This is a genomic window from Flavobacterium sp. ABG (genome assembly GCF_001027725.1).
In the GTDB taxonomy this organism is placed as follows: domain Bacteria; phylum Bacteroidota; class Bacteroidia; order Flavobacteriales; family Flavobacteriaceae; genus Flavobacterium; species Flavobacterium cupriresistens.
This window is the reverse complement of record NZ_LEKS01000006.1, coordinates 233,244-247,950: the sequence shown is the minus strand read 5'-3', so window position 1 is coordinate 247,950 and position 14,707 is coordinate 233,244. Positions and strand designations below refer to the sequence as shown.

Genomic DNA, 14,707 nt, shown 5'->3' with positions numbered 1-14,707 from the left:
AATGAAAAAGAGTATTTTAATATTACTATTAGCCGCTACCTCGTTTTATTCTTGTAAAGACAAACACAGTGACTTACCGGATGGTTTATACGCTGAAATTGAAACTAATAAAGGAAGCATTATTGTTGAGTTAGATTATAAAAAAGCACCTATAACAGTTGCCAATTTTGTAACGTTAGCAGAAGGCAAAAATGAATTTGTAACGGATGAAAATCTTAAAAAGAAACCATTTTTTAACGGATTAAAATTCCACCGTGTTATTGAGAATTTTATGATCCAGACCGGAGATCCTTTAGGTACAGGTTCTGGCGATACCGGATACAAATTTAAAGACGAGTTCACTGATTTAAAATTTGACAAAAGTGGTGTTTTGGCCATGGCAAATAATGGTCCGGGAACAAACAGCAGCCAATTTTTCATCACACATGTTGAAACACCATGGTTAGACGGAAAACATACTATTTTTGGTCATGTAGTGGACAAAGGAATGGATGTCGTTAATAAAGTAGTTCAAAACGATAACATCACCACTGTTACTATTATCAGAAATGGTGAAGCTGCAAAAAAGTTTGATGCTGTAAAAGTATTTCACGACTATTTTTCAGAAATAGCAAAAGAAAAAGGTAAATACGCAGAAGTTCAGAAAGAAAAAGTAGCTTATTATGCTTCTTTAAAACCAAAAGCTACCAAAACAAGCACTGGTTTAGAATATGTTATTACTGAAAAAGGTACAGGTAAAAAACCGGCGATCGGAACACAACTGTACATTCATTATGCAGGATTTTTAGAAGACGGAACTTTATTTGACAGTAGTATCGAAGAGGTTTGCAAAACTTTCGGAAAATTTGATGCTGCAAGAGCTGAAGCAAAAGGTTACCAGCCAATTCCATTTCAGGCAGGTCGTAAAGACGGTATGATTCCGGGATTTATTGAAGGAATCGAGAAACTTTCTTTTGGAGACAAAGCGGTTCTTTTTATTCCGGCACACTTAGCTTACGGAGAAGCCGGAGCTGGAGGAGTTATTCCACCAAATGCGAATATCATTTTTGAAGTTCAATTATTAGAGAAACCACAATAATTAACATAGACTTAAATTCTAAATACAATGAAATTTAAACTTCTATTCTTATTTTGCCTGGCAGTAGTCAATATTCAGGCACAAGCAACCAAAAAACCGGCTGCAAAACCGGCCGCAAAAACAACTACAACAAAAGTAGCTCCGAAAGCAACAAATCCCGCTGAAGGAATTTTTGCAACAATTGTTACAACTAAAGGAACCATTGTTTTGTCTTTAGAGTATGTAAAAGCGCCTGTAACAGTAGCCAACTTTATCACTTTAGCTGAAGGAAAAAACCCTAATGTAAAAGTGGAAAAATTAAAAGGAAAGCCATTTTACGACGGATTAAAATTCCATAGAGTTATCAATGATTTTATGATTCAGGGTGGTGATCCGGACGGAAACGGTTCGGGAGGTCCTGGATTCTCTTTTAAAGATGAATTTGTACCAGATTTAAAATTTGAAAAAGGTGGTGTTTTAGCTATGGCCAATTCAGGTCCGGCTACCAATGGAAGTCAATTTTTTATCACACATAAAGATACGCCTTGGTTGAATGGCAAACATACTATTTTTGGTCACGTAGTTTCAGGAATGGATGTTGTGAATAAAATTGTTCAGGACGATGTGATGACCAAAATTACCATTACACGTAAAGGTGCTGCTGCTAAGAAATTTGATGCTTTAAAAGTGATCAGTGATGATGCTAAAAAAGGAGAAGCTAAAAAAGCCGAAAGTCAAAAAGTGGTCACCGAAAAAGCAGCTTACTTTGCCGCTACTAAAGCTACCGCAACTGCAACGGCTTCCGGTTTAAAATATAAAATCACTCAAAAAGGCTCCGGAGTAAAATTAGCGGAAGGAAGTAATATCTATTTCCACTATGCAGGTTATTTTGAAGATGGAAATCTTTTTGACAGTAGCATTGCCAATGTAGCAAAAGCATATGGTAAATATGATGCGAACAGAGATGCGCAAAAAGGATATCAGGCTTTTCCGTTTGCAGTTGGTAAAAAAGACGGAATGATTCCGGGTTTTATCGAAGCATTAGACATGATGACCGACGGAGAAAAAGCAATCTTTTTTCTTCCTTCTAATTTAGCTTATGGAGAAAAAGGTGCCGGAGGAGTGATTCCACCAAACGCAACTTTAGTTTTCGAAATCGAAACTTACAATACGCAACCTGTGAAATAATTATTTCAGACTTCGGTTGTTACTTAAAAATTAAACCATCAGAAATTATTTTCTGATGGTTTTTTTATTGGCTAAAACTTAAACCTTGTCTGCCAACATTTAACATATCTTCTTATCTCCTGCAAGCTCTTTTTTTCTCTCTATCGCCATTTCAACGAACGAGAAATCACACTAAGAAAGAACTAAACCCTGATACTTAAGGGCTAACAAGTTTATCACAGTTTTAACATTAAATCCTAAACAAAATAGCTTACCTTTGCCGGCTTTAATTTTTTAAACTAAACAAGTCAGAATGTCACAAAACAATGTATTAAAAGGAGTATTTTTAGTTGCTTTAGGCGCTACAACTTTCGGAATGTTAGCCACTTTTGTAAAAATGGCCTATTCAGAAGGATATACCACAGCCGAGGTAACAACATCTCAATTTGTACTTGGAATTGCAGGGATTTTATTAATCAATGCCTTTCAGAAAATAAGAAATAAAAATCAAGTAGTAAAAGCTACTCCTAAAAATATCATTAGCTTAATGACAGCAGGAACTTCTCTGGGAATGACCAGTTTGTTCTACTACCTGGCTGTAAAGTTTATTCCGGTTTCAATTGGTATTGTTTTATTAATGCAAACCGTTTGGATGGGGGTTTTACTTGAAATGATTTTAGAGAAAAAATTACCTTCTAAACAAAAAGTGATCGCCGTATTTATTGTACTCGTGGGAACTGTACTGGCAACCAATATCATTCAAAATGATGTAGTCCTTGATTGGAGAGGTATCGCCTGGGGGGTTATGGCTGCAGCTTCTTTTACAACAACAATGTTTACTGCTAATCGTGTTGCAACCGAAATTTCATCGGCACAACGTAGTTTGTACATGCTATTGGGTGGTGCTGTAATTGTGTTTTCTTTTGCTTTTTTTACTCAAGTAACGCCTTTTAACCTTGCTATTTTCCTGAAATGGGGAATTGTATTGTCATTATTCGGAACGATCATCCCTCCAATGCTTATGAATGCTGGTTTTCCTTTAACCGGAATTGGTTTAGGAAGTATCGTTTCAGCACTTGAACTTCCGGTTTCGGTAATGATGGCTTACTTTTTACTGAATGAAAAAGTAATCTTTTTACAATGGGTTGGAATTATCCTAATCATTCTGGCTATCATTATAATGAATGTAAATTTTAAAGGCAAAAAATAATCTATTTTATATAGTTCCAAAAAAAAGAGCTTAATAATACAATATTTGTTAATTTTTTTATAAATTCGTGATAAACAAGATATCATGAATTTACCTTGGCATTTATATTTAATGGCTTTTCTATATATAATTGCCGGAATCAATCATTTTAAAAACCCGGGAATGTACATCAGAATCATTCCCCCTTATTTTCAGAATCCCAAATTATTAAATAGTTTAAGTGGAGCTGCCGAAATTATTCTAGGCATCCTCCTCACCCTTCCTTTTTCGAGAGTTATTGCTGCTTGGGGAATTATAGCTTTGTTGATTGCTGTATTTCCTGCCAATTGGTATATGTTTCAAAAGAGCAAAAAGGGTTTTTCTTTGTTAAATATCATTCTATTAGTACGCTTGCCCTTACAAGTCGCATTGATTTTATGGGCGTATCTATATACCCGTTAACAACTAAATATTAATTAAAATTATTTACTATGAAAAAATTATTTGCAGAGTTCTTTGGAACTTATTGGCTAGTTTTTGGAGGTTGTGGTAGTGCAATTTTTGCAGCAGGAATTCCTGATTTAGGAATTGGTTTTGCCGGTGTAGCACTTGCTTTTGGTCTTACGGTTCTGACAATGGCTTACGCTGTCGGGCATATCTCAGGCGGACATTTTAATCCCGCTGTATCATTTGGTTTATGGGCCGGAGGCAGATTTCCTGCAAAAGACCTGATTCCCTATATCATTGCACAATGCGTTGGAGCTATAGCAGCCGCTGGTACTTTGTTTACTATTGCATCCGGAAAAGCGGGTTTTGCAATCGACAATACCAAAGCCGGAGCCTTTGCCTCAAACGGATTCGGAGCTTTTTCTCCTGATGGTTATTCTTTACAATCTGCCTTTATAGCTGAATTTGTTCTGACTTTATTTTTCCTATTGGTAATTTTGGGTGCTACAGATAAATTTGCCAACGGAAAATTCGCCGGAGTTGCAATTGGTTTGGCATTGACCTTAATTCATTTAATTAGTATTCCAATCACAAATACTTCTGTAAATCCTGCAAGATCTTTATCTCAGGCTGTTTTCACTGGCGGAGAACCATTATCACAAGTTTGGTTATTCTGGGTGGCACCGATCTTAGGGGCTATAGTCGCAGGGTTTATATACAAAACCTTACTGCAGAATCACGACGAAGCGTAAAACGAAGATTCAAAATCAATTAATAACTTATAAAACATAAACTTATGGGCTTTTTATATTTTTTACTTATTGGAGCAATCTCAGGATGGCTAGCAGGTCAATTATGGAAAGGTGGTGGTTTTGGCCTTTTTGGTAATATTATTGTTGGAATAATTGGTGGAATCTTTGGCGGATGGCTGGCAGCTAAACTTGGCATTGGCGGTGGCGGACTGTTATGGCAGATTATTATAGCCGCTGGAGGTGCATGGGTTTTGTTGTTTATTATCAGCCTCATAAAAAAATCATAATCCCGAAATAAGTAGACATACAGTACTACTACAATCGCAAAAAAGAGAAAAGTGAAGTAACCCCTTCGCTTTTCTCTTTTTTTATGTTTAACTACTAACGAACATCATATAAAGCGAAACAAGTTCAAAAGTTACAGGACGTAAAAATCTCGCAAAGTCGCAAAATCGCAAAGTTTTAATGAAAAAGCAGAAAAAAAAACTTTGAGACTCCATGACATTTCGAGAAACTAAAAGTGGAAAACAAAAAGGTAAAGCTTAAAAATAAGTAGAAAAAACTTAGCGGCTTAGCGACTTTGCGAGATCGTAAAAGCTAAACAATCACTTCTTTTGTCCCTACATTTCATTAAATTACTTAAATTTGATAAAATCCTTTATAGAATCATGAACGAAATAATAGCCTATTTTAGCACGATTCCCTCTTCCCACCGAAGTTTAATTCTGATTGGAGGAATAACCCTTTTTTGGTTAATTGAGAATGCCTTTCCCCTATTTCAAATGAAATATAAAAAATGGAATCATGCAGGTCTCAATTTCTTTTTCACTTTTACGACGATTATTGTCAATTTTATTCTGGCTTTTATTTTGATTCAAACTGCCAATTGGACTACGGAACATCATTTTGGAATTTTAAATTGGCTACCGGAAATCCCGATTGCATTATACACCATTATCGGATTATTGCTTTTAGACTTAATTGGCGCTTATTTGGTCCATTTTGTACAGCACAAAGTAAAATTCATGTGGCGCTTTCACCTAATACATCACACCGATACCTGGATAGACACCACAAGTGCCAATAGACATCATCCCGGAGAAAGTGTCATTCGTTTTGTATTTACTACACTTGGGGTTTTACTGGTTGGAAGTCCGATGTGGATGGTGTTTTTGTACCAATCCTTATCCGTAATAGCTTCTCAGTTCAATCATGCGAATATTTCGCTGCCTGTAAAGCTAGATGCTTTTTTGAGTTATTTTCTCGTTTCTCCCAATATGCATAAAGTGCACCATCATTATGTTTTGCCCTATACAGACAGTAATTATGGAAATATATTCTCGATTTGGGACCGTCTTTTCGGAACTTTTACCTCGCTTCCGAAAGAACACATCGTTTATGGTGTAGACACTCATATGGAGCCTGAAGAAAACAATAAATTAAAAAATCTACTTCATATTCCCTTTCAGGAATCAAGATCAGCAAAAAACAGTTAAAAACACAAAAAAAATATACTCGATCGAACCAACTAATTATTTTTTTTATTAATATTGATATATAAATTGAAAATCAATCTACTAATCATTAACCCCTATTTTTGAATTAATTTTCACGAGATGAAAAAGAGTAACCGCAAAGAATTGAATTGGGAGCAAACGGAAAAACTTGTTTCGTTAGCCCTGGAAGAAAAGAATCCATTTGAAATTATCAAAAAAGAATTTGGATTGGCAGAAAAAGAAGTACTGGAAATCTTGAAGAAGAAGATGCCTCTTGAAAAATTTGAGATGTGGAAAAAGAAAGCTTTAGCAAATAAACCAAAACCAAAACCCGTTAAAATTGATGATTTTGATGAAGATTTGGATGGCAAATATTATATAAAGAACAAACTAGACTAAAATAAAGCTCCTGTGAATCAGGAGTTTTTTTTTATTTTTAAAAGTTTCCTGACAATTCTGTAACAATTTTACATTTTGTCAGTCCAACACAGATAACTAAACTCAAACATAATGAAAAAAATAATTTACACTTTAGCGCTCGCCATAACATTATGGAGCTGTAAAACCGGTACTTCTTCCGGAGCTGCAAAATCAAATACGGTCGACGTTAACATTAACCTTACAGATGTTAAAGACGATAAGGTTTTAGTAACCGTTACACCTCCACAAATCAAGACAGACGAGGTAATTTACAGTATTCCTAAAACAGTACCGGGGACTTATTCTACTGATAATTACGGTAAATATTCTGATGATTTCAAAGCTTTTGACGCTAAAGGAAATGCATTAACAGTAAAAAGAATTGACGATAATTCATGGTCAATCTCAAATGCTAAAACATTAAAAAAAATCACCTATTTAGTTGGTGATACTTTTGATACTGAAAAAGGAACCGGATTTGGTAATGACGATGTTTTCTCACCAGCCGGAACTAATATCAACGCGGGAGTGAACTTCATGGTCAATACACACGGTTTTGTTGGGTATTTTAAAGATAAGTTAGATGTTCCTTATAAAGTTACCATCACACACCCTGAAGCACTTTGGGGAGCAACGTCAATGACAGACGAAGACGCAAGCAAAACAAGTGATGTGTTTTCTACGCCACGTTATGCCGTTTTGGTTGAGAATCCGATTATGTATTCTAAACCGGATTACACTACGTTTAATGTAAACGGAATGGATATTTTGATTGCGGTATATTCTCCGACAGGAAAATTTACGGCTGAAAGTATCACTCCGGAAATGAAAACGATGATGACCGCTCAGAAGAACTTTTTAGGAAAAGTAAATGCTACAAAAAAATACACGGTTTTGTTGTATTTATCAAGCATGGCTAAAGATGACGCGCATGGTTTTGGAGCTTTAGAGCATCCTACTGCTACAACGGTAGTTTTACCGGAATCTATGCCAAAAGAAAAGTTGGTAGAATCTATGAAAGATGTGGTTTCTCACGAGTTTTTCCATATCGTAACACCATTAACGATCCATTCAAAAGAAATTCAATATTTTGATTATAACGCACCAAAAATGTCTGAGCATTTATGGATGTACGAAGGGGTAACAGAATATTTTGCGAATCTTTTTCAAATCAATCAAGGTTTAATTGATGAAGCTGAATTCTACACTCGTATTGCTGATAAAATCGAACAAGCTAAACGTTTAAACGACACAATGTCTTTTACGGTAATGAGTGCGAATGTTTTAGAGCAACCTTATAAAGATCAATACCTAAACGTATATCAAAAAGGAGCTTTAATTGGTATGTGTATTGACATCATCATCAGAGAAAAAAGCAACGGAGAAAGAGGAATCCTTGATCTAATGCATAAATTATCTAATGAATATGGTATAGACAAACCGTTTAACGACAATGAACTTTTTGCAAAAATCACAGAATTGACGTATCCTGAAGTGGGTGAATTCCTAAAAACATATGTACAAGGTACTACTCCAATTCCTTATGACACCTATTTAGCTAAAGTTGGTGTAACAAAAGCAACAGAGAAAAAACCGGGTTCAATTTTCTTAAAAGGTCAAACTCCTTATATCACAATTGACAAACAAACCAAAGAGATTGCGGTTCGTTCGGATATTGAGCCAAATGATTTTTTCAAAAATCTAAACTTAAAAGGTGGTGATATCATTGTATCTGTAAACAATAAACCATACTCATTAACGAACATCTATGAGTTAATTACAGAAAGTGAAAACTGGAAAGAAAATGATGCTATCACGCTTCAAATTAAACGTGATGGTGCAGCGCAAACTATAAAAGGAACTGTAAAATTACCGTATGAAGAGACAGAAACTTTTAAAGCTACCGATGCTTCAAAAGAGAAACTTAAAAATGCTTGGTTAAAAGGATAATCTTTTTAATCTGAATACGAGAAAACCGACAAGTGATTGTCGGTTTTTTTTATGAAAATATGTTTTATGGAAAAATTGCCATTCGAATAAAGAATCTTTACAAGTAACTCGACATTTTAAGAATGCATAACCTATTTTTTGAGAAGATTTCTAACATAGGTATGACCATTTAAGGCAACAAAACAAGAAAAAAAGACAAAGATTAACCGCAATCTTGTCATCCTGACGAAGGAAGGATCTTCGTAAGTAGCTCTACAAAGAATTAAAACACGAAATCTCTAAAGCTTTAAACAAATAAATAATTCAAAAAATCCAAATCGGGATTAATTGTTTTAATCAGTTCCATTTTCTTGTCCCTTCGCCAACCTTTTATTTCTTTTTCCCGACTAATCGCTTCTTGAATCCAAGTAAATTTTTCATAGTAAAGCAGAAACTCTACTTTGTATCTTGACGCAAAAGTTATTTTACCCGTTATGCAGTTTTCACTGTGCTGATGCAAACGAGTCTTTAAACTGTTGGTTACTCCAGTATATAAAACAGTCTTTGATTTGTTCGTAATTATATAAATGTAGTAAGTATGATATCCTTCTTGTAATTTCATAAAGCTAAAGTAGTAGTTTTAATTTGTTTTTGAAATAAAAAAAGAAAGATTTTTCTTATTTAAGTAATGAAAAAATATAATACTCATCTCTTTAAATAATCCTTTGTGGAGTTACTTACTAAGATCCTTCCTTCGTCAGGATGACAAGATTGCGTTTTTTTTTTGACGATGATCCTGAAATGACAGGCTATATTTACAGATTTTTTTGTTATTTGAAATGAGAAATAATATCCGCAGCCACCGCCTAGTGTTTCATTCTGAGGAACGAAGAATCTTCGTTCGCTGAATCGATTGTCATGAATTTTGCTTTTCGGAGTTTCTTGCGAGGATTCTTCGTTCCTTAGAATGAAAAGATTGCGGACGGAGTTTCTTGCGAGGATTCTTCGTTCCTCAGAATGACAAGATTGCGGAAAAAGTTAGCGGAGTTTCTCGTGTGATTTCTCGGACAACGAAAATGGCAAAAAAATCCCAAGAACAACCGAATTCACGAGCTACATCTTTAGAATAACAACCTTCCCAAAACAACAAAGGCTTTCAGTTTTACTAAAAGCCTTTGTTTTAAAATTATTTTTTTACCGGGAATTTCCAGTCAAATTCGTCTTTGTCGTTGATAATTGCTCCAACTTCAAATTTTACTACTTCATCAAATTCGGTTTGAAGAATAAACCAGTTGTCTTCGTTGAAGTAATTCTCGAAAGTATCAAAGGTTTCCTGATTGTATTTTGTGATTCCTTTTGTTGCCAAATCTTTCTTTACATCAGCAATTTTTCTTCCGATTAGTTTGAATCCAAAAACTTCTAAATCATTGGCTGAAGCTACTAAATAACCTAACCTCATGTCTTCTTCCTGATAAAAAGTCAATCTTATTTTTTGGGCATTATATACGAAAATTACATTATCATCTTCGTCATTGTAATTTTTATCCGGTTTTCCTAAAGCTGCCGTTACATCATTTTGCTTCATTCCGAAAAGCAATTTATCAATTCCCGATTTTAGATTTATTTTCATAGTGATTGTAATTTTATTTGAAAGGCAAATTTCGTGAAGTTTTTTGCAAACTCCATTATGTTTGTCTTTTTTGTTTGCAATGTTTTTTTAGCCACGAATTGCGCTAATTTTCGCAAATTTCAATACTACCCCATTGTCAGGCTGAGCGAAGTCGAAGCCCTGTTCGTTTTAAAAGCCCTTCGACTTCGCTCAGGGGGACATTAACTTATGAGGAAATCTGACAGGTCTTAAAAACCTGTCAGATTAAAAATTCTTCTTTATTGAGTTTGATGCTTATAACTTATAACTCTTATTAGGTTTGCTGCTCATATAAAACGTAATTTTTCCTCCGTTAATCACCTCTGAGTGTTTTAAGAAAGGTTTTGAAAGTAATTTTCCGTTTAGAAGAACTTTGCTCACAAACACATTTTTATCTGATTGGTTTACCGTTTCTACTTCGAAATTTTTACCGCTTTCCAGATTAAAAATCGCATTTTTTACTAATGGACTTCCTAAAGCATATTCGTCAGAACCGGGGGCTACAGGGTAAAATCCTAAACTACTAAAAATATACCAGGCGCTCATTTGTCCGAAATCATCATTTCCTCCTAAACCGTCTGCTCCGTTACGGTACATTTTTTTCAAAATCATTCTAATCTTGTCTTGCGCCTTCCACGGTGAATTGGTCCAGTTGTACAGATAAACTACGTGGTGTGATGGCTCGTTTCCGTGAACATAATTCCCGATGATTCCTTCTCTTGTAATGTCTTCTGTATTTTCGAAATATTTCTCCGGCAGATGCATATTAAATAAAGAATCTAAACGAACCTTAAATTTATCATTACCCCCCATTAATTTTATCATTTCAGCCGGGTCGTGCGGTACATACAAACTGTAATTCCATGAATTTCCTTCAATAAAACCTTGTCCGTGTGTATCTAAAGGATCAAATTCTTTTTTGAAAGTTCCGTCATTTAATTTCGGGCGCATGAAACCTGTTTTGGCATCATACACGTTTTTATAGTTTTTTGACCTTTCAATAAATTCATTATAAATTTCGGTTTTGCCTAATTTTTTAGCGGCCTGAGCAATTGCCCAGTCGTCATAAGCATATTCTAAAGTTTTAGAAACCGAAGCTCCGTTTTTGTCTTCCGGAACGTACCCTTTTTTCATATAAAATTCTAAACCGTCGTAATACGGAACTTTAGCGGTATTTACACAAGCCTGAAGTGCCTTTTCGGGATCAAAATTGGTATTTCCTTTTACAATAGCATCTGCAATTACCGAAACGGAATGATAACCGATCATACACCAATTTTCGTTGGCATAATGCGACCAGATCGGAAGCATTTTATGTACACTTTGATCTGAATGTGCCAGCATAGAACTGATCATATCTGAATTTCTTGCCGGTTGTACAATATTAAACAACGGGTGCAAAGCTCTATAGGTATCCCATAAAGAATAACTGGTATAATTACGAAAATTATCGGCTTTGTGTACATTCATATCCAAACCTTTGTACGTACCATCAAGATCCATGTATTCTGTTGGCCCTAAAAACGAATGATACATCGCGGTATAAAAGTTAACCAGATCTTCTTTTTGTAAGGCTTCGATTTGAATTTTATTCAACTCTTTGTTCCAAACTTCCTGACTTTGTTTTTTAACACGTTCGAAATCCCAGTCTGGAATTTCTTTCTTCATGTTTTCAAGAGCACCGGCGGAACTCACAGGAGATAAAGCCATTTTAATTTTGATTTTTTCGCCTTCCTGAGTATCAAAATCAAAAAATAATTTCAGGTCACGTCCCGCCATTTCAGGAAAATTCTTTGTTTGATCAAATCTTCCCCAAAAACCTCTGTACACACTTTTTTCAAGAGCACCTTGTCCGTAACTCTTAATAGGTTTACTGAAAGACATGGCAAAATAAACCGTTCTGGTTCTTGCCCATCCACTGGTTTGGCGATATCCTGTTATTAAAGTATCGTTTTCTACGCGAACAAAAGTCCAAACATTCTTTTTATCATAGTTGTAAATTCCTGAAGTTAGATCGAGAATAATATGTGCCTCATCTGACTTAGGGAAAGTATACTGATGCATTCCGACACGCGTTGTAGCCGTGAGTTCTGCTTTGATTTTATGATCTTCCAGAAGAACACTGTAATAGGCCGCTTCTGCTTTTTCTGTTGCATGTGAAAAGGCAGATCGATAGCCTGACAAAGGCTTGGAAGCTGTTCCGGGATTCAATTGCAATTTTCCCGTTGTAGGCATGATCAAAAAATCTCCCAAATCAGAATGTCCTGTTCCACTAAAATGGGTGTGGCTGAAACCTACGATTGTTTTGTCTTCGTATTGGTAACCGGCACAATATTTATAAACTTCGCCATTGTACTTCCCGTTTGAAGCGTAAGCAATTGTATCGGTTTCGGGGCTTAACTGTACACTTCCAAACGGAACCGTGGCACCCGGATAGGTATGCCCCATTTTGGCTGTCCCAATCATTGGATCAACGTACTGAATCAGATCTTTTAAATCTGTCTTTTTTTTCTGTGCTTCGATAGTGTAAGAACCTGCGATCATCAAAAATGATGATAACAAAAGGGTTTTACGATACTTCACAGCTTTTAAAATGCTTGGTTTAATCATTCTTTTGGTTTTATTATTCGTTAGAAAGTTAATACTCCTCCATAGAGGTTGTTTGTGCATATATTCGAAATATTAATTAGAGTCACTTTCAATTAAAGAATTAATAAATCGACCGGTTCCTAAAATGCGATTACAGCACTCTATTTTACGCCCAAAAAACAATCCATTAACCTACTGAAAATCAATTACAAAATCGATTTAGTAACTCAGTCTTAAAGTTTTAATTTCCGGGTAGAAAAATACAATAAAATTGGTTTCTAAAAAATTAAAATGACAGTAAATTAAATCCCTTTTGAATATCTTGGTTTAGCATCAAGTCAAATAGTAAGAGTTAGGTAGGATTTTTTAGCCACGAATTACACTAATTTACACTAATTTCTTTCTGAGCTACAGCATTGACCTAATCATTTTAATCCTTTAATCAGTGGCGAAAAATTCCCCACAAAGAATATCAATAATTAATTCGTAAAAATTCGTGTAATTCGTGTCCAGCCTTTTTTCGCCACGAATTACACTAATTTACACTAATTTCTTTGTGAGCTACAGCATTGGCCTAATCATTTTAATCCTTTAATCAGTGGCAAAAAATTCCCCACAAAGAATATCAATAATTAATTCGTGAAAATTCGTGCAATTCGTGTTCAACCTTTTTTCGTCACGAATTACACAAATTTGCACTAATTTCTTTGTGAACTGTGCATTGGCTAAATCATTTTAATTCTTTAATCAGTGGCAAAAAATTCCCCACAAAGAATGTCAATAATTAATTCGTGAAAATTCGTGCAATTCGTGTTCAACTTTAATTACACCTAAAATTACAATTTTTGCTTTAAATTTTCTTTTACCTCATCAAACCATTCGTTTCTTAGAATACTCAAAACAATAGAATCACGACGGATTTCACTATTGGCTGTTGGCATGTGGCTGCGTAAAACACCTTCGACTTTACAGCCGATACTTTTCATGGCGGCAATACTTCTTTGGTTATTATTATCGGCACGAAATTCAACGCGCTCCATACCCAGCGTTTCGAAAGCGAATTGTAGCAGTAAAAATTTACAATGTTTGTTAAGTCCTGTTCCTCTAAAGGCAGAACCGTACCAGGTATATCCTAATTGTAGGGTTTTATAGTCCAGGCTCATATCGTAAAAACGAGTTGAACCTGCATATTTCTGAGATTTTTTATCGAAAACAATAAAAGGAAATTCCTTTTGATTTTCTCTTGCTTTTATAGCAGACTGAATATAGTTAATCAGATTTTCTTTCCCATCGGCACCTACCAAAGAATATTTCCAGGTTTCAGGTTCATTAATAGAAATTTCCAGTAAATTTTCTACATCTGATTCCTGTAGCGGACGCAGTAGAACGGAGTCATCTTCGAGTACTATGGTGGAGGTAAAACTAAAATTCATTGCAGTATTTATTTTAGAAAATCGTTCTTTTTTAATTTAATGAAATCCGATTACTCACTCATTTCATCATAACGTTCCGGTACTTGTGGGTCGTACAACGGGCATTTGAATTCTTCCATCAGGCTTACCAACTGATTCATTGTTTTGCCTTCGGTTCCGTAACAATCGATTCGTATGCTTTGTGGAGTGGTGATTACTTGAAATGCTCCTTTTCCTTTTGGATTTTTCCAACTGTTTTCATCGACTTTTTCCCATTGAGAAAACACCGATTTGATTCGGTTCATAATTACGTCTACCGGAAGTTTTTCAAGTCCATTTACCTCTTCGTTCTCCACAAGAGCTTCATAAACTTCATGATGGTTCAGGTAAATTTCGTCTAAATATCTCCAAAAAAGTAATTCGTACATAATCTAGTGTTTTTTTTAAACCATATAAGTTATGTAAGTTCATTTAAATTGTTGGCGTTGTGCCCGGATGAACTTACATAGCTTATCGGATTACTATTTTTTTTTTAGCTCCTATAGAAGCGTAACTGTTTAATTAGAAAGCTCTCAGTCGCAGTCTCAGTTTTCAGTCTCAT

Annotated in this window: 14 protein-coding genes; 9 read left to right on the top strand and 5 right to left on the bottom strand. The window is 35.1% G+C overall.

What is annotated here, in order from left to right; genetic code table 11:
• The first annotated feature begins 1 nt into the window (after position 1).
• From AB674_RS08715 to AB674_RS08675, 9 genes are all read left to right on the top strand, one after another.
• A complete protein-coding gene (locus tag AB674_RS08715) occupies positions 2–1,078 on the top strand; it encodes a peptidylprolyl isomerase (protein WP_047775696.1) in 1,077 nt (358 codons plus the stop codon).
• Between the two features lie 27 nt (positions 1,079–1,105).
• Entirely contained in the window at positions 1,106–2,245 is a 1,140-nt protein-coding gene (locus AB674_RS08710) for a peptidylprolyl isomerase (protein ID WP_047775695.1), read from the top strand.
• Positions 2,246–2,537: 292 nt separating this feature from the next.
• Complete coding sequence (locus AB674_RS08705; RefSeq protein WP_047775693.1) at positions 2,538–3,434, top strand: EamA family transporter; 897 nt, start codon at positions 2,538–2,540, stop codon at positions 3,432–3,434.
• Between the two features lie 84 nt (positions 3,435–3,518).
• Positions 3,519–3,875: a DoxX family protein gene (locus AB674_RS08700; RefSeq protein WP_047775692.1), complete on the top strand. Its 357-nt coding sequence runs from the start codon at positions 3,519–3,521 to the stop codon at positions 3,873–3,875.
• Positions 3,876–3,904: 29 nt separating this feature from the next.
• Entirely contained in the window at positions 3,905–4,612 is a 708-nt protein-coding gene (gene aqpZ, locus AB674_RS08695) for an aquaporin Z (RefSeq protein WP_047775690.1), read from the top strand.
• 44 nt (positions 4,613–4,656) lie between these two features.
• The gene (locus tag AB674_RS08690) at positions 4,657–4,899 is read left to right on the top strand and encodes a GlsB/YeaQ/YmgE family stress response membrane protein (RefSeq protein ID WP_047775688.1); all 243 of its coding nucleotides are present in this window, start codon (positions 4,657–4,659) and stop codon (positions 4,897–4,899) included.
• 381 nt (positions 4,900–5,280) lie between these two features.
• Positions 5,281–6,108, top strand: a complete 828-nt coding sequence (locus AB674_RS08685) for a sterol desaturase family protein (RefSeq protein WP_047775686.1) — start codon at positions 5,281–5,283, stop codon at positions 6,106–6,108.
• 120 nt (positions 6,109–6,228) lie between these two features.
• Positions 6,229–6,507 (top strand): DUF2805 domain-containing protein, encoded by a 279-nt coding sequence (locus AB674_RS08680; RefSeq protein WP_047775685.1) that lies wholly within the window; start codon positions 6,229–6,231, stop codon positions 6,505–6,507.
• Between the two features lie 111 nt (positions 6,508–6,618).
• Positions 6,619–8,478, top strand: a complete 1,860-nt coding sequence (locus AB674_RS08675; RefSeq protein ID WP_047775683.1) for a peptidase M61 — start codon at positions 6,619–6,621, stop codon at positions 8,476–8,478.
• A gap of 286 nt (positions 8,479–8,764) precedes the next feature.
• On the opposite strand, the gene AB674_RS08670 is transcribed toward AB674_RS08675, so the two are convergent.
• The 5 genes from AB674_RS08670 to AB674_RS08650 form a co-directional block, all read right to left on the bottom strand.
• Complete coding sequence (locus tag AB674_RS08670; protein WP_047775682.1) at positions 8,765–9,079, bottom strand: GIY-YIG nuclease family protein; 315 nt, start codon at positions 9,077–9,079, stop codon at positions 8,765–8,767.
• A gap of 564 nt (positions 9,080–9,643) precedes the next feature.
• On the bottom strand, positions 9,644–10,087 hold the full coding sequence (locus AB674_RS08665; RefSeq protein WP_047775680.1) for a hypothetical protein: 444 nt from the start codon (positions 10,085–10,087) through the stop codon (positions 9,644–9,646).
• A gap of 273 nt (positions 10,088–10,360) precedes the next feature.
• A complete protein-coding gene (locus AB674_RS08660; RefSeq protein ID WP_047775678.1) occupies positions 10,361–12,715 on the bottom strand; it encodes a GH92 family glycosyl hydrolase in 2,355 nt (784 codons plus the stop codon).
• An 815-nt stretch (positions 12,716–13,530) separates the two neighbouring features.
• The gene (locus AB674_RS08655) at positions 13,531–14,127 is read right to left on the bottom strand and encodes a GNAT family N-acetyltransferase (RefSeq protein ID WP_047775676.1); all 597 of its coding nucleotides are present in this window, start codon (positions 14,125–14,127) and stop codon (positions 13,531–13,533) included.
• A 50-nt stretch (positions 14,128–14,177) separates the two neighbouring features.
• A complete protein-coding gene (locus AB674_RS08650; RefSeq protein WP_047775675.1) occupies positions 14,178–14,534 on the bottom strand; it encodes a hypothetical protein in 357 nt (118 codons plus the stop codon).
• Between the last annotated feature and the right edge of the window lie 173 nt (positions 14,535–14,707).